The sequence below is a fragment of the Leptospira meyeri genome, from assembly GCF_004368965.1.
In the GTDB taxonomy this organism is placed as follows: domain Bacteria; phylum Spirochaetota; class Leptospiria; order Leptospirales; family Leptospiraceae; genus Leptospira_A; species Leptospira_A meyeri.
Window position 1 is genome coordinate 2,100,600 of sequence record NZ_SORO01000001.1, and the last position, 19,160, is coordinate 2,119,759.

A 19,160-nucleotide genomic window follows, 5' to 3' on the forward strand; every position below is an offset into this window, starting at 1 on the left:
AAATGGTAACTGGCTTTCGTTTTTCAGTCAGTTCCCAACTGAAAGCACGCAAAAAAGTAACTCACTTACCTTTTTCACCCCCTTTCTTTCTTAACTAGAGATCCAAAGTAACCCAGTTTCCATCGAACCTGACCTTCGAATTCCAATGACTTTCCATCTAAATTCACTCTCCAAAGACATTAAATGCCAATATCCACCCCCTTTCTTAAGTTCCTCATTCGAATTTTCTCCTTGTTCTAGGAAGTCCGATCTGTACGGTAACAGAAAAATCATATCTCAGGAAGATAAAATGACATCGGCCAAACTCCTTACTGGTACCCTCCAAAATTCACAAAAATTTTTCCTTCAATTTGGAGGACAGGGTTCACCTTATCTAAAAGAACTCGTAAAATTATACGCAGAACCAGAACTCAAAGAATTTTTCGAAACAAGTTTCAAAACCATTGCTGAAATAGCTGACCGTGATGGCAAAAGTCCTCTCCTTAATGAAGGATTTGATTTCAAAGCTTGGATTGAGAATCCAGATGCCGCTCCATCAGAAGATTATTTAGCTCGGGCACCGATTTCTGTACCGGGCATCTTTATGACACAAATTGCAAATTACGTTCTGGTTTCAAAACGTGGTTACCCAACTGCAGAACTCATCAAAGCAACGGGTGCTTTAAGCGGACATAGCCAAGGGGTCATTGCATCTGCTCTCGTTGGTCTTGGAAAAGATGGAGCCGATTTTCTAACTGCTTACTCTGATTTCTTAAAATTTGTTTTTTATCTAGGATTCAATGGTCAAAAAGTTTATCCTAACTTTGTTGTGCCAGAAGAAGTTGTGAAAGAAAACGAAGCCAATGGCGATAAAAATCCAGCACCAATGGTTGCTGTGATCGGTTATTCAAAAGATGAATTAGAAGAAAGAGTGAAAAAAACAAATGATTCTCTAGGACTCAAAGGCCAAGACACAGTTTTCATTTCTTTATACAACACTCCTGATTCCATGATTCTTTCTGCACTTCCTTCTTCTCTTCTTGCATTCCGTAAACAATGGAAAGCAGAAATGGACGAAAAGAAATTTAAGTTTGTGTATTTGAAAACAACTGCACCTTTCCATTGCCCATTTATGGAAACTTCACTTGATAAATTCAATGCGGAAGATGCATCTGTGGTTCCATTCCCTTATACTGGCGCTGATCTAAAAGTTCCTGTATATAGCATCTATGATGGTCACAACTTACAAAAAGATGGAAACCTTCGTGACATTCTTTTTAAAATGGTTCTCATTGAGCCACTTTACTGGGATTTGGCGATTGCTCCTATTTTCAATGACAGTGCCATCAACACAATCATTGACTTTGGACCTAGTGTTGTGAGCCAAAGACTTACTGGTGGACACCTCAAAGCAAAAAACATCGAAAAACAATCATTATGTGCATCTAATGCAAAGGAATTAAAAGTAATTCTAGAAGCATAATGAATCCATCTACTGCTCGGGCCGCTTCCAAATTAAATTTAATCCGCCTTCTGGCTTCACATCCAGAAGGGCTTGGATTAGAAGAAATTCAAAGCGTAACTGGCCATAAATCAATCGCATCCCTCAAAAAAGATTTGGGTGAGTTGTATATGATTGAGATGTATCCTTATTCGCCCACTGATGCAGTAGATTTAGATTTTGATGGGGAGAAAGTAAAAATCAGACTCCCCATTGCTGTTGATTCTGCCTTACCACTTTCACCAAAAGAATGGTCACTCCTTCGTTCTCTTCTAATCACTGATAAAAACACCGAAGATTCTAAAGTTAAAAAATCCATTTTAGACAAAATTGATTCGGTCATTCCTTCAGGAGATTGGTCTCCCTACCAAAAAACAAAAGAAACCATTATCGAAGCCATTGGTGCCAAAAAAACACTAACTATTGTTTATTGGAAAAGAGATACCCAAGAAAAAGAAACAAGAACTTTGGCTCCTTGGTTGTTATGGGAAGAAAATGATTCTTATCTATTGGCTTATGATTTGGCAAAAGAAGGATTCAGGTCCTTCCGATTGGATTATATTTTAGACATTAGTATTACTGATACAAAATATCCAACCCTACCTGATACGGCCGGAGAATTTCTAGAAGGATTCAAACAATTGTTTGGTGCAGATTCCGAAAACAAAGAGAATGCAAAACTTTGGATCACGGATGGAGCCTCTTATCATTTAGGAATGAAACTAAACCTGACACCAACGGGAAACCAAAAACAAATTGGTGAATCAGTTTATAGAGAATTCCAATCACCGATCCGAGATCAAAACTGGTTCATCCAAACAATTCTTGGTTACGGTAATTCTATTCTTGTCTCGGAACCAGATGAAATCAAAACCTCCATTTTACTGCACTTGCAGTCGTTAGCTCCATCAAGACAAAATCTCCATCCACATCCATAGGTAAATTTCCTTGAAATTTATTTCACCAGGAAAGATTAACATTGGTTTGCTCGTTCCATACAAAAGAGAAGATGGACTTCATGAAATCCGAAGTGTTTTTGTTCCCATTAGTTTGGGAGATCCGATGGAAATTGAAATCAAAACCTTATCCGGCGGAACAAACTCAGAGATCCACCTCATATCCGAAAACCACCTTCAGGGTTACCGATATTCAAAGTTTGAAGAAGTTTCAGAAAGGGGAGATTTTACGAGAAACATCCTCTACAAGGCCTTTCAAAAGTTAGTCACTTACCTTTCCCACCCTGTTTCCATATCCATTCACTTACAAAAGTACCTCCCTCCCGAGGGGGGAATTGGTGGAGGGAGTAGCAATGCAGGGTCTTTTTTAAAAGAACTATTCCCTTTGACAAAACTTTCCACAGAAGAGCAGATTTCCCTGGCGAAGTCCATTGGGGCCGATGTCCCTTTTTTCCTGCAAACTTCCGCTTGTTTTGTGAGTGGGATTGGTGAAGTGCTCGAACCCATCTCTGTTGCCAAAGGAAAAGGAATTTTGGCCATCCCTCCCTTCGGACTTTCTACAGCTTCTATGTACGCAGGCCTTCAAAAAAGTTTACAAAAACCCTATGGTTCCCAAGTATGGAAATCTCTGGCAGAGGATTTAATTCGAAGTCTTCAGGTCGGGGATTGGGCATACCTGCAAAACAGGCTTGAGAACGAGTTTGAAAAAATCGCTTTTCAGACCCAACCCTTACTAAAGGAATTGAGATTAGGGTTTTTTGAGTCGGGAGCAGTCTATGCTTCTTTATCGGGTTCGGGTTCTTGCTTTTACGGCATTTATCCTTCAGATAGAGAAAGAGACGAAGCCCTTCGCATTGTCTCCAATCGATTTCCCGATATGGAATTTCGAACGTTCTCTTTTTAGAAACTGGCCTGTAGCCAAGCGGTAAGGCAGCGGTTTTTGGTATCGCCATTCCCTAGGTTCGAATCCTAGCAGGCCAGCCAGTTTTAAAAGATCCGATAGAACGAACGATGAACCTACATAATACTGTAACTGCTGTTATTTTGGCGGCGGGGAAAGGAACTCGAATGAAGAGTGAACTTCCCAAGGTTGCGGTTGTACTGAACGAATCTCCACTTTTAATTCACGTTCTTCGTAATATCGAATCCGCCGGCATCGAACGAAAAGTCGTCGTTGTTGGTTACCGCAAAGATATCGTTACCGATATCGCAAAATCATTCTCCGGTGTAGAATTTGCCGAACAAACTGAACAACTAGGAACAGGTCACGCTGTCCTTTCGGCAGAAACTCAATTAACACCTTACACTGGTTACACGATTGTTGCCTGCGGAGATGCTCCACTCATTTCCGCAAAATCTTTTTCTGAACTCATAGAACTTCATAAAACCAATGGATATTCTGCGACTGTTCTTTCCGCTAAAATGGAAAACCCAACAGGTTACGGTCGTATCATTCGTTCTGCTGATGACGGTAGCCTTTTACGCATTGTAGAAGAAAAAGATGCAAGTCCTGAAGAGAAAGTTGTAAATGAAGTGAACACTGGAACCTATTGTTTTAACACTGAAGATTTGTTCGGTGCCTTAAAACAAATTGGCAATAACAATGCTCAAAAAGAATATTACCTCACAGACGTGATCAAAATTTTTAGAACTTTGGGAAAAAAAGTCGGAGCAAAAACTTTGGCAAATGCGTTAGAAAGCCACGGTATCAATTCTCCTGATGATTTAGCTCTCGCAAAACAATATATAGATAAAGGGTTGGTTGGAGTATGAATCCCAGCGAAGTAGTTGTATTTTCTGGAAATGCAAATAGACCTCTTGCCGAGGAAATCTGTAAACACCTGGGCATTCCGAACGGCCAAATCTCTGTAAAGAGATTCTCCGATGGAGAAAGTTCTGTAAAAATCGAAGAAAACGTTCGTGGCCGTGATGTGTTTGTGGTTCAATCCATAAGCTATCCCGCTAACGACAGCTTGATGGAGCTTTTGCTTATCATTGATGCTGCAAGAAGAGCCTCTGCTCGTCGCATTACCGCCGTTATTCCTTATTATGGATATGGACGCCAAGATAGAAAGGTAGAACCACGGGTTCCGATTTCTGCTCGTATGGTGGCCGATTTGATCGAAACTGTTGGTCCAGATCGTGTACTCACGATGGACTTACACGCAGACCAAATCCAAGGATTCTTTCGTATTCCTGTTGATCATTTGTATTTCTCACCAGTCCTTGCTGAGTACATCAACTCACTTGGTATGGAAGATTTAGTCATTGTTTCGCCAGACTCTGGTGGAGCAGAAAGAGCACGTAACTTTGGTAAAAAAGTAAACGGTTCTCTTGCAATCATTGACAAACGTAGACCAAAAGCTAACGAGTCTGTGGTGATGCATGTCATTGGTGAAATTAAAGATAAAAACTGTTTATTACTTGATGATATGATTGATACGGGGGGAACCATTGCGAAAGCAGCCACTGCCCTGTACCAAAATGGAGCAAAATCGGTATTATGTTGTGCATCACACGGAGTTCTTTCCGGAGAAGCGCCGATCAAATTGAATGAAGGAAACTTCAAACAAATTGTGCTCTCAAATTCTATCGCCATTCCGGAGACCAAAAAAATAAATCACTTGAAAACGCTCTCCATCGCCCCACTCTTTGCTAAAGCCATCGAGCGGATTCATAACGAAGAATCAATCTCTAGTCTGTTTTCATAACTTTAAGGAACATAATCATGGAAAAAATCAGTATCAAAGCACAAACAAGAACTTCTAAAGGAAAAGGTCCTGCAAGAAGAATGCGTGTGGAAGGTTTAGTACCGGCAAACATCATCGGAAACGGTGAAGCAAGATCGGCAAGTGTTGTCGAAAAAGAAATCCAAAGACTCATCGACTCCGGAATCCGTAAGGCAACTCTCATCGACCTAGAACTTGATGGTAAAACAGAAAGAGTTTTCGTAAAAGAAATCCAAAGATTTCCACACACAGGTCAAATCCGTCACATCGACTTCTTTAAAGTGACTCCTGGTAAAAAAATCCTCACAACAGTTGCAATCAAAACTACTGGTGTTGCGAAAGGATCAAAAGCAGGTGGACAGTTCGAACATCTAGTTCATGAAATCAAAGTTAAATCTACTCCTGAAGACTTAACTGACGTAATCACTTTAGATGTAGCAGGTTTGGATATTGGAATGATGATCAAAGTTTCCGAAATTCCTCACCCAGCGTCCTGGGAAATCCTTGTGAATGGTGATCCGATTGTTGCTTCTTGTAGCAAAACTAAAGCGATCCTAGCTGCAGAACGTGCTGAAAAAGCAGAAGCAGACAACAAAGGGAAACCAGCAGCTAAAAAAGCTGGTAAAAAATAAGATCTACTTTTAGGAACCAATGAAGTTAATTGTGGGGCTGGGAAATCCTGGCGATAAATATAATAACAATCGATCTAACATTGGTTTCAAGATTCTAGATGTCATTGCGAACAACATTGGCATCGAAATCAAAACAAAGAAAAAGAAATCTCTCATCGGTCGTGGTGACTTTGAAGGGGACGAAGTGGTTTTGCTCAAACCACAAACCTTCAGCGACCTCTCTGGTGAGTCGGTTCTTTACATTGCCTCCTTTTTAAAAATCCAGGTAAAAGATATCGTTGTCATCCACGAGGATGTAGGCCTTGAGCTAGGCCAAATCGTGGTCACCAAAGGTGGGGAAAACGACGTCAACCCTGGGGTCAACTCGGTTTCTGTCTCATTACGGTCCCCGAATTTTATACGAATTCGGATCGGCGTTCTTAATTCGAGCTTCAATCCCAAAAAAAGAGAAGAATTTTTACGTGAAGATTTTGAGCCATTAGAGAACTTGAGTTTGATACAGATCATCAATGACGCCGAAGCGGCGATTCGTTCCATATCCATGGGGGATATTGACGAAGTGATTCAGAAATATCACCTTTGATTTCAGTCTAATCATCGAGAAGTCTTTACATGAATAAAAACATCAAAACCGTATTTCTATTTTTACTCGTATTCCTTGTCATTTTGGCAACGGTTTATAAAGGTCAGGACTTCGCCGGTAAACCCGACGAAATCAGTTATTCCGATTTTTTAAATATGGTAGAACCCATTGAAGGCAAAAAGCCAATTGGGAAAATTACCTCCAAAGACGGAAAGGAAACATCCGCAAAACAACAAATCATCATTGATCGTGAGCTCATTGAAGGTTGGTACATTCCTGAAAATAGTAAGGACAACAAACCAAAACTCTTCAAAACCAATGTAGCACAAGTGAACGATGATTTGGTGACAAAACTTCGTAAATCACGCCTCAGTTTTACTGCTAAATCTACAGAAGAAAATAAGTTCTGGAGTGTTGTTTCTGGCATCATTCCTTGGTTATTCGCTCTTGGTATCATTTGGTTCATTATGATGCGCCAACTCCAAGCATCTGGTAACAAAGCATTTACCTTTGGAAAGTCTCGTGCCAAGATGAATGTGGATCCAAAAGTTAAGGTAACATTTAACGATGTTGCTGGATGTGAAGAAGCAAAAGTTGAATTACTCGAAATCATTGAATTCTTAAAAGATCCAAAAAAATTCCAAGCCATTGGTGCAAGAATTCCGAAAGGAGTTCTTCTTGTGGGTCCTCCAGGAACCGGTAAAACCCTACTTGCAAAAGCAGTTGCTGGTGAAGCGGGAGTTCCATTTTTCTCCATCTCTGGTTCAGACTTCGTAGAGATGTTTGTGGGTGTGGGAGCATCACGAGTACGTGATCTATTTGACCAAGGAAAGAAGAACGCTCCTTGTATCATCTTTATTGATGAGATTGATGCTGTCGGTCGCCTCCGCGGTGCGGGACTCGGTGGTGGACATGACGAAAGAGAACAGACCCTCAATCAGATGTTAGTCGAGATGGACGGATTTGAAATGAACGAAGGTGTCATTGTGATGGCGGCAACAAACCGTGCTGATGTCCTTGACCCAGCCCTCCTTCGTCCAGGTCGTTTTGACAGACAAGTGATTGTGGACCTTCCTGACCTTAAAGGTCGTGAAGAGATTTTAGCAGTCCATGCTAAAAAAGTTCCACTCGTATCTGATATTTCTTTGAACTCCATTGCACGTGGTACTCCTGGATTTACGGGGGCTGATCTCGCCAACCTCATCAACGAAGCAGCCCTTCTTGCAGCACGTCGTAACAAAAAACGTGTGACCCAAGAAGAATTGGAAGAAGCACGTGATAAGGTCATGATGGGTCCAGAACGTAAATCCATGTTCATCTCTGACAAAGAGAAAGAAATGACAGCTTACCATGAAGCAGGACATGCACTGCTTGGCACCTTACTGCCGTATACGGAACCAGTTCATAAAGTAACCATCATTCCGCGTGGTAGAGCCCTAGGGCTCACTCAATCCCTTCCTGTGGAAGACAGACATTCTTATCGTAAAAACTATTGTTTGGATCGGATTGTAATGTCTATGGGTGGATACATTGCCGAGGAACTTATCTTTGGTGATCCTTCGAATGGATCTTCTAATGACATCCAACAAGCAACCAACATTGCTCGTCGTATGGTTTGTGAATGGGGAATGTCTGAAAAACTCGGAACTATCCATTACGGATCTGGGGAAACTTCTCCATTTATGGGAAGAGATTATGGACATACTAGTAAACCTTACTCGGAAGAATTTGCAGCAATGATCGACCAAGAAGTCAAACGCATCATCCAAACTTGTCTCGATAAAGGTCGTGATTTGGTGAAAAAAAACCAAAAGAAATTGGATGCGATTGCCAAAGCACTTCTTGCGAAAGAAACCATTGATGCTGAAGAACTGACAAACATTGTCCAACCTTCCTTTGATAAATTCTCTGATTCCAAATCGGGAATCGGATCTAAAAAAGGAAAAGGAACTTCGGCAACTAAACCAGCTTATTCTGCATAGAAAACTCAATGAAATATTGGCTCTTTAAAACAGAACCAGATGTATTTTCTATCGACGACCTAATACGAGAAAAACTCTCGTATTGGGAAGGTGTCAGAAACTACCAAGCTCGTAATTACCTTCGAGACGAAGTCAAGTTAGGTGACTTAGTTTTATTCTATCATAGCAGACTTGATCCACCAGGGATTGTAGGAATTGCAGAAGTAGCAAAAGAAGCAACACCTGATCCTTATCAATTTGACCCGAACCATAAATACTTTGATCCAAAACTAAAAGGAACAGAACCAAGATGGTACGGCGTGCACTTAAAACCTCATACCAAATTTAAAGAGTTAATTCCTTTGGATACACTTCGTAACATGAAGGGACTAGAGAAAATGGTGGTGACACAAAAAGGATCTCGGTTGTCCATCCAACCGGTGACAAAGAAAGAATTTGATATTGTTATCAAAATGTCTTCGAAGTAAGTATCACGTTTCTACGTTTCAAATAAAAACTATTCCTTGAATGGCCTTAATTCAACTCACTCTCAACTTATATCTTGCGAACTTTAGTTCATTGCGTAGATGATTTCTTTTAGTTTCTCTAAAGTAATAGGTTTTATGATGTAATTATTGCTGAGATTGTATTTTTCTGCTCTTCTTAAATCATCCTCATCAGAAGAACTTGTGACAATATAAATGGTTATTTTTTGATCCAACGAAAGAGCAGAGATTTCATCTAAAAACTGCCAGCCATCCCAAACCGGCATATTCAAATCTAATAAAATCAAATCAGGCAAAGTTTCTGAACTAGAAATTCGAGAGACAAGCATGTCATATGCATCTTTCCCATTTGGACAAACTACTGTATGTTTTACCATACCGGAAAGGGTTATGACTTGTTTTGTCAAAAAAAGATGAACAGGATCATCTTCCACAACACAGGCTAAATTGATTTCATTCATAGGGTAAAAATACAGTGAATTTTGTACCAACTCCTACTGTACTTTCAACCTCTATTTTTCCTCCCATGGTTTCTATTTGGTTTTTTGAAATAAATAATCCAACTCCCCTGGCTTCTTTGTTTTCATGAAATGTTTTGTACATTCCAAATAATTTATCACCGTGTCTCTTTAGATCAATTCCTTGGCCATTATCTTCAAACTGAATCGCTATCATTTTTTCTTTTAAGAAACTCGATATTTTCAAATAACTATTGCGATCGTTCGATTTGTACTTGATTGCATTGGTAATCAAATTTAGCACAATGCTATCTAAATAAGCAGGAATTCCCCGAACCAATAATTGATCCGTAAAATTGACTTCAATTTTTAACTTCGATTCTAAAATTTGTAAAGCCAAACTTTCAATATTTTTTTGAACCATTACACCGATATCAACAAATTCATAATTTTCTTGGGCTAAGTTTACCTTTATCACGGCCGTAAGATCTTCTATTGTACGTTTTAAATTTTCGGTAGCTCCAAATAATAGCTGCATCATTTCGTTTTGAAAGTAATCAGGAAAGGAATTTTGTAGAATCTCCATCATTCCACTAATTCCAAAACTATGAGATCGTAAATTATGAGAAACGATACTCGTAAAGTTTTTCAATCGATGGTTCTGTTCATTAGTGATATCGAGTAATGATTGAATTTCAGCTTCAGCTTTTTTGAGTTCTGAAATATCAACAGCGACTCCAAGATAACCTGATATTCTTTCATTCTGTTTTACAGCAGTAATTGATAAAAGTACAGTAAAAGTGGACCCATCTTTTCTTTTATGCGTCCATTCCAATGTATTTGGTTTTCCAATTTTTGCATTATACGTAAGTATTTCGAATCCTTCAAAGGTTCGATTATATTCCTTAGATAGTTGTTTGGCCCTTTCTTCTATTTCGCTTTCAATATGAAAAATTTTTGGAGTAAACTTTCCAATTAATTCTTCCGAGGTATAACCCAACATTTTTTCAGCACCGTGATTAAACTCAGTGATAATACCTTCCGTATCAGTGCTAATAATGGAAACCAATGTACTTGAATCTAGAATTGCTTGATTTTTTGCTAATGCTAATTTAAGCTCTTTTTCGACTAACTTTTGCTCAGTGATATCTATTATTTGAGAAATAAAATAAAGAACTTTTCCATCTTCATTTTTCACCATGGAAACTGCCAAAATAGCGTAAACGATGTTCCCACTTTTCTGAAAGTAGCGTTTCTCCATTTGATAAAACTTTCTTTTTTCAGAGACAAGTTCTTCAAGATATGTTAAATCTGCGTTTAAATCTTCGGGATGAGTTATATCTTGAAACGTAAGGTTCATAAATTCTGACTCAGAATATCCCAAGATATCACAAACCCTCTTATTTACCTTCAGCCATCTTCCCGTTTCGTCGAGTAACGCCATTCCAATGGCAGCGTTGTCAAAATTTTCTCGAAACGCATCCTCACTCACGCGAAGGGCCTTTTCTATCCTTTTGATTTCATTAATTGCCTGTTCTGATCCAAACAATGATATAGGACTTTCATTTGAAGTATGCCCCAAAAGAATTAATTCATTTGATTGTAACGATTCTGAATCACTCTTTTCTGTGAGTAACTTTATCACTCTTTTGGTTACTTCTCGAAGAAACTCTATTTGTTTTGCATTGATTTGTTTTACTTTATCATCTAAAAGAGAAATAAAACCCAATAGAGATCCATCTTCTTGAAAGAATGGAATTCCAACAAAAAAAGTTAAGTTGAACTCTAATTTGGGATACGGAAGTTGTCCTACATTTTGTTTTTGAAGGTAATCTTCTATTACAAGGATGTCTTTTGAAGATTTCAAAATTTCGGAGGAAAAAACAGCTAAGTCGTACGATTGGTTCGAGGAAATTCCATAACTAACGTTGAAACGAATTTCTTCTTTGTCAAAAGAGACAATCAGCGAAATTTTAGATTCAAATTGTTGGGCCAGGAGTTTGGCCAAAAAATTAAATTCGCTTAGATCCAAAAAGACTTCTTCCTTATTTTGGACCCACGGAACTGTAGGTCCATTTTCTTTACTCTATTGGATGTCTTTTTTTTGTATCTTAAGTTTTTTAATACGATTGAGGAAAGTGTATTCTAAGGTTTGGCCGTGAATACTTGAACAGCCTTTACCTTATCTATATCATAGAACTTTTTATCTTTGTAAAAGGATGTTCCCGCACCCATATAAGTAAATTCTGGATTAAGGATGTTTTTTCTATGTCCTGGTGAGTTAAACCAAATTTCAACTACTGCTTTTGCCAAACTCAAATAAGTATGATTGGGAATTGGTGTTCCTGCTTTCGTATAACTAAAAAATGGACCACCATTTTGAGTTGGAGTAAATACAGCTCGTCCACCTTGGTATTGGATTCCAAAAGCGTTGATAATGTTTTCAGCAGAATACGTATCAGAAATTCCTACTAAATCCAAACGATCACGAAGAGTTTCTTTTCCGTTTACCGTACTTGTATGAGAATAAAAATCATATGTGACCATATCTTGGGCATGTCCAAAAGCAGCTTGTTCGCATTTTTCCGAATATTTAAAAGGACGGAGACCAAGTGATTTTCTTTCTTTGGAAGTAACATAAAAAATAGCAGCATTTAACAAAGGATAATCAACTTTCGTAAAATCTATATTAGCATTTGCAGGAGCGTAGGAAGGAAAAGTTTCTTCAGTGAAAACATCATACTGTTCAACTTTCCATTTGTCCGAATCTGGTAATTCTCTACCATCTTCGATACTCTCTAAGAAAGCTAAATTGGGATCTTGGGCTTCGACTACTTTTTCTACTGGTTCTGGCTTTTTCACTTCAACAACTGGAGCCTTTTTGACTTCCGGAGTTTTGCAAACAAAGGCAAACGTACTTAATATAACCAAAATGGTTAAAGTTTTAACACGAGTTGTTGGAAGGATTGAGTTTGTAAAAAAGTTCATAAAATCTCCTATAGGTAACGATTATAATCTTGCACCACATTGTGGATCAGATTCTTTTCTTTGCTGAAATGAATTGTTTTCGCTTCTTTGATTCCAGTTTCCCAAATAAACATAAAAGGAATTCCAAACAGTGTAGAATGTTTTTGTCGGTATTTTTCACGACCAATGAGTTTTTCATTCAGGTAAAAATCTGCATGTAAAACCCTTTCCTTTGAATAAATAGAAGGTAAAAGTCCAGCAGTACCTAACATAAACAAGGTGGAGATAGAAGAAACCCAAAAATGTTCATATTCATTCACTTCACTAGTATACAAATCAATATGATGGTTTGCCCGAACACCGTCAGATAAAACGCGACCGAAATATCCAGTTTCCATCAAATACTTAGTATATATAGACGTAATTTCTCGTTTGGTTTTATCGTTTTCGGGAGTGGAAACTTTGATGGTAAGGATTGCAATTTGTTGTTTGAAATCTGGCCTTGCAATGATCGGAACGTCTTCGCTCATGTAATTGTAACAAGAAGTAAGAAATAATGTGACAAAAAGAGAAAATAGTATCTGAGACCTAAACTTTCGCATAATTCGAAAGTAGAGTAATGGACGATGAGGAGAGGAAAAGTCTTTTTTTTAAAACTTAGAAAAATCGACAATCCCCAGTGTATGTAAAATAAAGCCACCAACTGTTACAAATAAGGTCCAAGCAATGATGGATATGATTCCACCTACCTTCAACATCTCTAAACTTCTGATTCCACCATAACTGAAAGCCAATGCATTTGGAGGAGTCGAAACTGGAAGAGGCATGGCAAGGGAAGCTCCAATGGTAGCACCGATGGCTGCAGGCAAAATGAGATCTGTGGGCAAGCCCATCGTGATGGGTAAGATGAGATTGGCTACACTGGTGTTACTCAAAAAACAAGAAAGTCCGAGGGAAAGCAGAGAAAAAAATAAAAATAACGACAATTGGCCAGAATCACCTAACATAAACAATTCGACAAAATGTTTTGCGAGGCCTGTTTCTTCGAATGCCTTCCCAAGAGCAATTCCACCTCCCATCAAAATCAAAACTTCCCAAGAAAGGTTTCGGAATTCTTTTAAATCTAAAAGTCGAAATCCAAAAAAAACAATCACAGGAAATAAGGCAACGGTCCCGTTGGAAATTCCGTGCCAGTCAGAAGAAATCCAACCTAAAATCGTAATGGAAATGATTCCCAAAGCGATTGAACGATCTCGTTTTGAAAGAGAATAATCTGGATCGGAAACTTGAATGGAAAAAATAGCATTACCCAATTTGTCTTTTTTTAAGTACACAATGTACAGTAGAATTGTTAACGCTAAAACAGAAAGGATGAATACAGGAAAAGCAAATCCCATCCAGTTCAAAAATCCAATCTCTAATCCACGTTCCTGTAAATACCCAATTCCAATCACATTGGGAAGTGTTCCCACAGGTGTTCCAATCCCTCCTAAGTTTGCTGAAAAAGGGACAATAAAAAGGAGAGATTTTCGCAAAGGATTGTTTTCCTCTAGAGATTTCATCATTGAAGATACGAGTCCAAGCATCATGGCCGCTGTCGCGGTATTGTTCATAAAGCATGATAAAGAAGCAGTAGCAAAACCTAAGGAGAGAACGAGAAAAAATGCTGACCCTTTTGTTTTTTGGATCACAAATCTAGCAATGGCGGAATCCAATCCGTAAGATGTGATGGCAGAAGAAATTACAAATCCGCCTAAGAAGAGTAAAATGGTCTCTGAAAAATAACAAGATAGAAAAGTAATCGTTTTTGGAGCACCAGGACCCCAAGTGGGAAGCAACCAAACTAATTCTAAAAATAAAACTAAAAAACCCGTAACATAGAGTGGAAAAAGTTCTGTCACCCAAAGAAAGGAAACAACCAGAGCAATTGCCAAATTGATCTCTTGAGGGCCAGTCAGACCGAGCCAAATTTGATACCATCCAAATAGGGCCGGGATGACGGCAAGACTTGAAAATACAATACCAGCTCGAATCATTGTGACTTGACGATTTACACTCTCCTGATACTTTTTCGATAGACTCGAATCGTTTCAAGCAAACAAATAAAGTGAGATTTCCCCACGATTCGTATTGTTAATTTTTTATGCAAATAGCCTATAACGACTTAAAACAAGCAGTTCTGGGAAGCGGCCCAATGGGTATTATCATCGCTTCCGTACTAGCACAGAAGTTCGATCCCATCACTCTCTGGATTCCTGACAAAGAATTGGTAGAGGTTCTCAAAAAACGTCGCCAAACAGAAATTATGGGAAAAACAATAGATCTCCCAGATCATATCGACATTGTATCCAGTTTGGACTCTTTTGGACGAGATGATTGGATTTTTCATGTGGCTGTACCTTCCCGCTCCTTTTTGGACAGTGTCCATGCTCTTTTGGAAGTTTTGGAACCCACCAATAGTTATGTTTTTTCTTTTTTAACAAAAGGAATTTTGGATTCTAAAAACAGAAAAAAAACAGGATTCATCACTTATTCGCAGTATTTACAAAATTATTTAAAAGAAAGAAATTTTTCTAACTCATCGGTAGCTGTAGTCAACGGTCCTTCCCTACTCGGGGAAATTTTAGATGAGAAATTTAGCTTTTTTAACATTGGATCTTATGAAAAAGAAACCTCTGCGTTTCTTGCTGAGGTTCTTTCTTCTAATTTTATCAATACTTCTGTTACCGATGATGTTGTGGGAATGGAAATTGTGGGAGTGGCCAAAAACCCAATGGCCATTGCCAGTGGGATTGTTTCTCTTCTTCCCCGTTATGGAGCAAACTTACTTGGTGAAATTTTATCTGTAGGTTTTCAAGAAGTGAGAGACCTTGCGATGCGTTATGGTGCAAGACCCGATACGGTAATGGGAAGATCAGGTCTTGCCGACTTTATCACAACTGCAACTAGTAACAAAAGTAGAAACAGAGGATTTGGACAGAAAATTGTCGGAGAACTATTGTCAGGTGGAGAGAAGCTAAGCATCAAAGATCGAATTGAGATTTTTTTCGCACCAAGATCATTTATAGAACGAGAATCAACCAAGTGGCATGATAACGTAGAAGGAACTTATGCTCTCAGCATACTCATTGAACTTGCCAATGAGATTCGTCTCCCATTTACTCTACACAGAACTTTATTTGATGTTCTGACTAGGAAACAACCTCCTGACTCCTTGATTGATTTGATTTGTGGTAAAAAAACAGAATCAAAAAACATCCCACTAGTAGTTCAAAAGAAAGTCGGACTCAACTTAACATCAGGAATTGATTTCCAGAATTTGCTTGTGGATCGGATCATCAAACATATCAGCAATGTTCCTGGAACTGTTGCTCGTGTTAAAAAACAATCTTCTGCAGTCATTGAATCTACTCAAAAAAGACTCACCAAAGCCACTCGTAAAAAACAAAAACTGGATGAGGTTAAGTTTGAATCAGAACTTGAAATTTGGCAACGGTTCCAAAATTGTCAAAAAGACGAAGAGAACACACTTGTTAAAGAACTCGTTCGATTTTATGTAACGGAAATTGCAGACAACTATAGTCCTACGGTTCGAGAATCTGTCCTCAGGTTTGTAGCTCCCATTCGACTTTTCTCTGGCGGTTTTTTAAAAGGATCGATGATCCCTCATGTTGGTGGGAAAACAGAAGTGGTGAAGGCATTATCTTCTAAATACAATTTATTGTATGCCCCCACTCATAGATCTCACTTAGATTCAGTAGAAGTTGCTTATTCCTTATTTCACTTAGGACTACCTGTTCCTCGTTATGCGGCAGGTATCAACTTAATGTCGAATCCTTTTTGGGAATGGATGTTAAAGTCACTTGGTGCCTATGCAGTGGATCGTGAAAGAACGAGAAACAGTTTGTATCTGGAATGCCTCACTCTCTATTCACAAGTCATGTTAGAACAAGGAATTCCATCCCTTGTTTATCCAGAAGGTACTCGTTCAAGAACTGGTGGAATTGTTCCAGTCAAAACGGGATTACTCACAACAGCAGTGAATGCATTCCGTAGTTCAGGAACAGAGATAGTCATTGTTCCTATCTCTGTATCTTACGAGACCGTTCCAGAAGATAATCAATTCTGCAATATGCCAGAAGAATTGGGAATGGCAGGATTTCTTGCAAAACGTTCCAATGTTTATGTAGAATTTTGTGATCCAATCCCTATCTCAGAATATGCACATACAGAAGATCCGACTTTGGAGCTCAGTTACCGCATCACCAAAGGTTGGAAACAATATCATAAAATTTTGCCAAATCAAATTGTTGCTAAAATTTTAGCAGAGAATGATTTCTCCATTGAAGTTTCACAGAGTACAATGTTAGTTGAAGATTTTATTTCCCGCCATGATGGAAACTATCTCATCAAAGATCCCGAGGAAGTTTGGGAAAAAGGAAAAAGGATTTTGGAAAAAAGAAAGATGATTGAAGAATCCAATCGAGTGGTTCATTCCAAAAATGATGCATTAATTTTGTATTATGCGAATATGATTCCAGAAGACGAAGATAAAAAATACTAATACAGTAGGATAAAAAAAGAATCAGAGATTTTTATTTTTATCTTTATCCATTCTGAACGGGGAGCCTTCCCCGTTTGCGAATATAAACTGTTTTTTCCAATTTTGCGATCACTTCACCCGCTTCGTTTTTGACATCTGTTGTAAAAAGATAATCACCTTTTTTCTTCACTTCGATTTCCTCTTTGATCTTTTGGATTTCGGAATCGGTGATTCGAAATTCGGCAATGACCTTCCCCATTCCTGGTTTGACAAACGTCATATTTCCAGCTTTGTCCCAAACAATATAATCGGAACCCAACCTTTCCAAAAGGATTAACATAAAAAATGGATCACACATAGAGTATAAAGAACCACCAAAATGAACTCCCACATAATTCTTATTATAGAATCTTAAATTCATTTCAGAACGAAAATAAGAAAAATCAGGTGCAATTTCTTTGATGCGAATCCCAGCCCCAACATACGGTGGATAAAAGTTATATAACCAAATTTTGAATCTTTTTTTCCAAGATGTAATGTTTTTCAAAGATTTGGTTCCTTCCTCTTTTGTTTCGAATTAATTAAATACACCGCAAGGATTGCCAAAGCTCCTCCAATGATTACTGGAATTTGTACCACTTCATCTAAAATCAAATAACTACTCAAATAGGCAGAAAGAGGGACAATAAAGATAAAACTACTCGCAATCTCAGATCCAAGTCGGGTTGCTGCATAAAAATAAACTGTAGTATCAAAAGTAGTTGAGATTACTGTTAAGTAAAAAATGGAGGCCCAGAAAGAAAACCCTTCTTCCCAAACTTTCCAAAAGCTAGGATCATTAAAACAAAATAGAAGTTCAATGACAGAACCTACTGCATAGACATAAAGGCTATAAGTCACCGGAGACATCGATTTTCCTGTCTTTTGGCTATTGAGAGAAAGAATTGCCCAAACAAAAGAACATAACAAAAAGAATAGGTTACCAGATAACAATAAATAATCGATACTGATTTTCCAAACTTGTAAAATCACAAGTCCACCAATAAATCCAAAAAACAAACCAATCACTTGGCGTTTGGAAATTCTTTTTTTCTGCACAAGTACAACAATAAAAAAAGTAACGATGGGGTTGAGAGTAGTAACAAGAACTCCACCAGCTCCAGGAAGTCCGTTTTTTAATCCCATAAAAAAGAACTGATTATAAAAGGTATAAATGATTCCACCAATGAGAACATTCCAATAGTCCTTTCCTGTTTTGAGTAAAAAAGGAATTTTCATCACAAGAAGAAGAGGAATCACAGAAAGGAAGGTAGCAAAAAATCTCCAAAACACTAAAACGGAAATGGGAACCGTGCCTGCGATCATTTTACCAATGGGCCAAGAAATCCCCCAAGAGACCATTGCGAGAACAAGTAAGAGCAAAAATTTTAGGTTCAAATATAGTTTCCTTTCAACAAAAAGTTGAGAACGTATGTGGTGCCAAAGGAAATAGGAATTCCAATTCCCAACATAAGGCTTGCTAAATGGGGAGAAATATTTTTTTCAATTGTGATGACTGTGGAGGTGACCATTGGCGCCATTGCAGATTCCAAAACAATAGTTTGGAAAAGCAAAGAGTCCTCTTTTAGCGGGGAATAAATCCAATACACAAAGATTGGTGCAAGGATGAGTTTAAATCCAAGACCCAGTGCCAAAACCTTTCCATGCCCTGCAATGGTTCGCATGTCCAACATATAGCCGACAGAAACCAAGGCAAGTGGAGTAAGAGTATCGCCCAAACGAATTAAAACGAGTTTGAGAGCATCAGGGTATACAAATTGCCTTGAGAGAAGAGCAACAAACAATGCATAGATGGGTGCAAATCCTAAAACACGTTTCACAAGAGTGGTAAAGTCCCATTTCCCATCCATGGCAATCGAGGCCAAAATGATTCCCGGAAAACTTAAAACCATAAAGGTTCCTAGTTGGTCTGCCAAAATTCCATACCCAAGTGAACTTTTACCTAAATAAGTTTCGAGTAACGGAAATCCAACAAATGATGTATTCCCAAGCCCAGCCGTTAACACCAAACAGACGGCTGTATGAAATTTTAAAAACTTTAGTTTGTACAATCCAAGAAAAAATACAATAGCGATCCCAAAGATTACCCAAGGCATAGACGAAGGCAAAAGAGAAGTTGCATCTACTTTTAACTCATGGAGATGATAGAGCACAAGAGATGGCAAAGAAACAAAAAGAATAAAGCCATTTAACACCTTCGGAGTGGATTCTGGAAACTGAGGAAGCCTTCGAAAAAACAACCCCAATCCAAAACAAATTCCTAGTAGTAAAAAATTTTCCATACT

The 19,160-nt window shown here is 38.4% G+C and carries 18 protein-coding genes and 1 tRNA gene; 11 read left to right on the top strand and 8 right to left on the bottom strand.

Features of this window, described 5'->3' with window-relative positions:
• The first annotated feature begins 289 nt into the window (after positions 1-289).
• The 10 genes from CLV96_RS09790 to CLV96_RS09835 all read left to right on the top strand — a co-directional run bounded on the left by CLV96_RS09790 (position 290) and on the right by CLV96_RS09835 (position 8,829).
• A complete protein-coding gene (locus CLV96_RS09790; RefSeq protein WP_004786536.1) occupies positions 290-1,462 on the top strand; it encodes an ACP S-malonyltransferase in 1,173 nt (390 codons plus the stop codon).
• The gene (locus tag CLV96_RS09795) at positions 1,462-2,418 is read left to right on the top strand and encodes a WYL domain-containing protein (protein WP_004787439.1); all 957 of its coding nucleotides are present in this window, start codon (positions 1,462-1,464) and stop codon (positions 2,416-2,418) included. The genes CLV96_RS09790 and CLV96_RS09795 overlap by 1 nt, the downstream gene beginning before the upstream one ends.
• Positions 2,419-2,428: 10 nt before the next feature.
• Positions 2,429-3,340, top strand: a complete 912-nt coding sequence (locus CLV96_RS09800) for a 4-(cytidine 5'-diphospho)-2-C-methyl-D-erythritol kinase (RefSeq protein ID WP_004787498.1) — start codon at positions 2,429-2,431, stop codon at positions 3,338-3,340.
• 4 nt (positions 3,341-3,344) lie between these two features.
• Positions 3,345-3,420: transfer RNA gene (locus CLV96_RS09805), tRNA-Gln, on the top strand.
• A 27-nt stretch (positions 3,421-3,447) separates the two neighbouring features.
• The gene (locus CLV96_RS09810; RefSeq protein ID WP_081581548.1) at positions 3,448-4,209 is read left to right on the top strand and encodes a sugar phosphate nucleotidyltransferase; all 762 of its coding nucleotides are present in this window, start codon (positions 3,448-3,450) and stop codon (positions 4,207-4,209) included.
• Entirely contained in the window at positions 4,206-5,147 is a 942-nt protein-coding gene (locus tag CLV96_RS09815; protein ID WP_004784340.1) for a ribose-phosphate pyrophosphokinase, read from the top strand. Before CLV96_RS09810 ends, CLV96_RS09815 begins: the two co-directional genes overlap by 4 nt.
• Positions 5,148-5,164: 17 nt before the next feature.
• Positions 5,165-5,797 (top strand): 50S ribosomal protein L25/general stress protein Ctc, encoded by a 633-nt coding sequence (locus tag CLV96_RS09820; RefSeq protein WP_004785697.1) that lies wholly within the window; start codon positions 5,165-5,167, stop codon positions 5,795-5,797.
• 19 nt (positions 5,798-5,816) lie between these two features.
• Positions 5,817-6,380 carry an aminoacyl-tRNA hydrolase gene (pth, locus tag CLV96_RS09825; RefSeq protein WP_004786830.1) on the top strand — a complete coding sequence of 188 codons (564 nt, stop codon included), beginning with the start codon at positions 5,817-5,819 and terminating at the stop codon, positions 6,378-6,380.
• Positions 6,381-6,409: 29 nt separating this feature from the next.
• Complete coding sequence (ftsH, locus tag CLV96_RS09830; RefSeq protein WP_004787365.1) at positions 6,410-8,362, top strand: ATP-dependent zinc metalloprotease FtsH; 1,953 nt, start codon at positions 6,410-6,412, stop codon at positions 8,360-8,362.
• Positions 8,363-8,370: 8 nt separating this feature from the next.
• Positions 8,371-8,829 (top strand): EVE domain-containing protein, encoded by a 459-nt coding sequence (locus CLV96_RS09835; RefSeq protein WP_004784897.1) that lies wholly within the window; start codon positions 8,371-8,373, stop codon positions 8,827-8,829.
• Positions 8,830-8,912: 83 nt separating this feature from the next.
• Here CLV96_RS09835 and CLV96_RS09840 read toward each other — a convergent pair whose 3' ends face one another.
• From CLV96_RS09840 to CLV96_RS09860, 5 genes are all read right to left on the bottom strand, one after another.
• Positions 8,913-9,308, bottom strand: a complete 396-nt coding sequence (locus CLV96_RS09840; RefSeq protein ID WP_004786371.1) for a response regulator — start codon at positions 9,306-9,308, stop codon at positions 8,913-8,915.
• On the bottom strand, positions 9,301-11,337 hold the full coding sequence (locus tag CLV96_RS09845) for a PAS domain-containing sensor histidine kinase (protein WP_004786977.1): 2,037 nt from the start codon (positions 11,335-11,337) through the stop codon (positions 9,301-9,303). Before CLV96_RS09845 ends, CLV96_RS09840 begins: the two co-directional genes overlap by 8 nt.
• Before the next feature lie 113 nt (positions 11,338-11,450).
• Positions 11,451-12,293: a CAP domain-containing protein gene (locus CLV96_RS09850; protein ID WP_004785802.1), complete on the bottom strand. Its 843-nt coding sequence runs from the start codon at positions 12,291-12,293 to the stop codon at positions 11,451-11,453.
• 8 nt (positions 12,294-12,301) lie between these two features.
• Positions 12,302-12,874 carry a hypothetical protein gene (locus tag CLV96_RS09855; protein WP_196795718.1) on the bottom strand — a complete coding sequence of 191 codons (573 nt, stop codon included), beginning with the start codon at positions 12,872-12,874 and terminating at the stop codon, positions 12,302-12,304.
• 48 nt (positions 12,875-12,922) lie between these two features.
• The gene (locus CLV96_RS09860; RefSeq protein ID WP_004785518.1) at positions 12,923-14,308 is read right to left on the bottom strand and encodes an SLC13 family permease; all 1,386 of its coding nucleotides are present in this window, start codon (positions 14,306-14,308) and stop codon (positions 12,923-12,925) included.
• Positions 14,309-14,415: 107 nt separating this feature from the next.
• Between CLV96_RS09860 and CLV96_RS09865 the strand changes: the two genes are divergently transcribed.
• The gene (locus CLV96_RS09865; protein ID WP_040917240.1) at positions 14,416-16,836 is read left to right on the top strand and encodes a 1-acyl-sn-glycerol-3-phosphate acyltransferase; all 2,421 of its coding nucleotides are present in this window, start codon (positions 14,416-14,418) and stop codon (positions 16,834-16,836) included.
• A gap of 43 nt (positions 16,837-16,879) precedes the next feature.
• Here CLV96_RS09865 and CLV96_RS09870 read toward each other — a convergent pair whose 3' ends face one another.
• From CLV96_RS09870 to CLV96_RS09880, 3 genes are read right to left on the bottom strand one after another with little or no spacing between them, the layout of a single operon-like run.
• Positions 16,880-17,362 carry a DUF4442 domain-containing protein gene (locus CLV96_RS09870; RefSeq protein ID WP_004787528.1) on the bottom strand — a complete coding sequence of 161 codons (483 nt, stop codon included), beginning with the start codon at positions 17,360-17,362 and terminating at the stop codon, positions 16,880-16,882.
• Positions 17,359-18,252: a DMT family transporter gene (locus CLV96_RS09875; RefSeq protein WP_004784544.1), complete on the bottom strand. Its 894-nt coding sequence runs from the start codon at positions 18,250-18,252 to the stop codon at positions 17,359-17,361. Before CLV96_RS09875 ends, CLV96_RS09870 begins: the two co-directional genes overlap by 4 nt.
• Complete coding sequence (locus CLV96_RS09880) at positions 18,249-19,157, bottom strand: AEC family transporter (protein ID WP_004785424.1); 909 nt, start codon at positions 19,155-19,157, stop codon at positions 18,249-18,251. The genes CLV96_RS09875 and CLV96_RS09880 overlap by 4 nt, the downstream gene beginning before the upstream one ends.
• Between the last annotated feature and the right edge of the window lie 3 nt (positions 19,158-19,160).

What these genes read in the sequence shown, in the direction of transcription:
- CLV96_RS09820 (WP_004785697.1), top strand. Translation starts at nt 5,165, where the DNA reads ATGGAAAAAATCAGTATCAAAGCACAAACAAGAACTTCTAAAGGAAAA.
- CLV96_RS09815 (WP_004784340.1), top strand. Translation starts at nt 4,206, where the DNA reads ATGAATCCCAGCGAAGTAGTTGTATTTTCTGGAAATGCAAATAGACCT.
- CLV96_RS09860 (WP_004785518.1), bottom strand. Translation starts at nt 14,308, where the DNA reads ATGATTCGAGCTGGTATTGTATTTTCAAGTCTTGCCGTCATCCCGGCC.
- CLV96_RS09790 (WP_004786536.1), top strand. Translation starts at nt 290, where the DNA reads ATGACATCGGCCAAACTCCTTACTGGTACCCTCCAAAATTCACAAAAA.
- CLV96_RS09795 (WP_004787439.1), top strand. Translation starts at nt 1,462, where the DNA reads ATGAATCCATCTACTGCTCGGGCCGCTTCCAAATTAAATTTAATCCGC.
- CLV96_RS09835 (WP_004784897.1), top strand. Translation starts at nt 8,371, where the DNA reads ATGAAATATTGGCTCTTTAAAACAGAACCAGATGTATTTTCTATCGAC.
- CLV96_RS09810 (WP_081581548.1), top strand. Translation starts at nt 3,448, where the DNA reads ATGAACCTACATAATACTGTAACTGCTGTTATTTTGGCGGCGGGGAAA.
- CLV96_RS09850 (WP_004785802.1), bottom strand. Translation starts at nt 12,293, where the DNA reads ATGAACTTTTTTACAAACTCAATCCTTCCAACAACTCGTGTTAAAACT.
- ftsH (WP_004787365.1), top strand. Translation starts at nt 6,410, where the DNA reads ATGAATAAAAACATCAAAACCGTATTTCTATTTTTACTCGTATTCCTT.
- CLV96_RS09865 (WP_040917240.1), top strand. Translation starts at nt 14,416, where the DNA reads ATGCAAATAGCCTATAACGACTTAAAACAAGCAGTTCTGGGAAGCGGC.
- pth (WP_004786830.1), top strand. Translation starts at nt 5,817, where the DNA reads ATGAAGTTAATTGTGGGGCTGGGAAATCCTGGCGATAAATATAATAAC.
- CLV96_RS09840 (WP_004786371.1), bottom strand. Translation starts at nt 9,308, where the DNA reads ATGAATGAAATCAATTTAGCCTGTGTTGTGGAAGATGATCCTGTTCAT.
- CLV96_RS09855 (WP_196795718.1), bottom strand. Translation starts at nt 12,874, where the DNA reads ATGCGAAAGTTTAGGTCTCAGATACTATTTTCTCTTTTTGTCACATTA.
- CLV96_RS09880 (WP_004785424.1), bottom strand. Translation starts at nt 19,157, where the DNA reads ATGGAAAATTTTTTACTACTAGGAATTTGTTTTGGATTGGGGTTGTTT.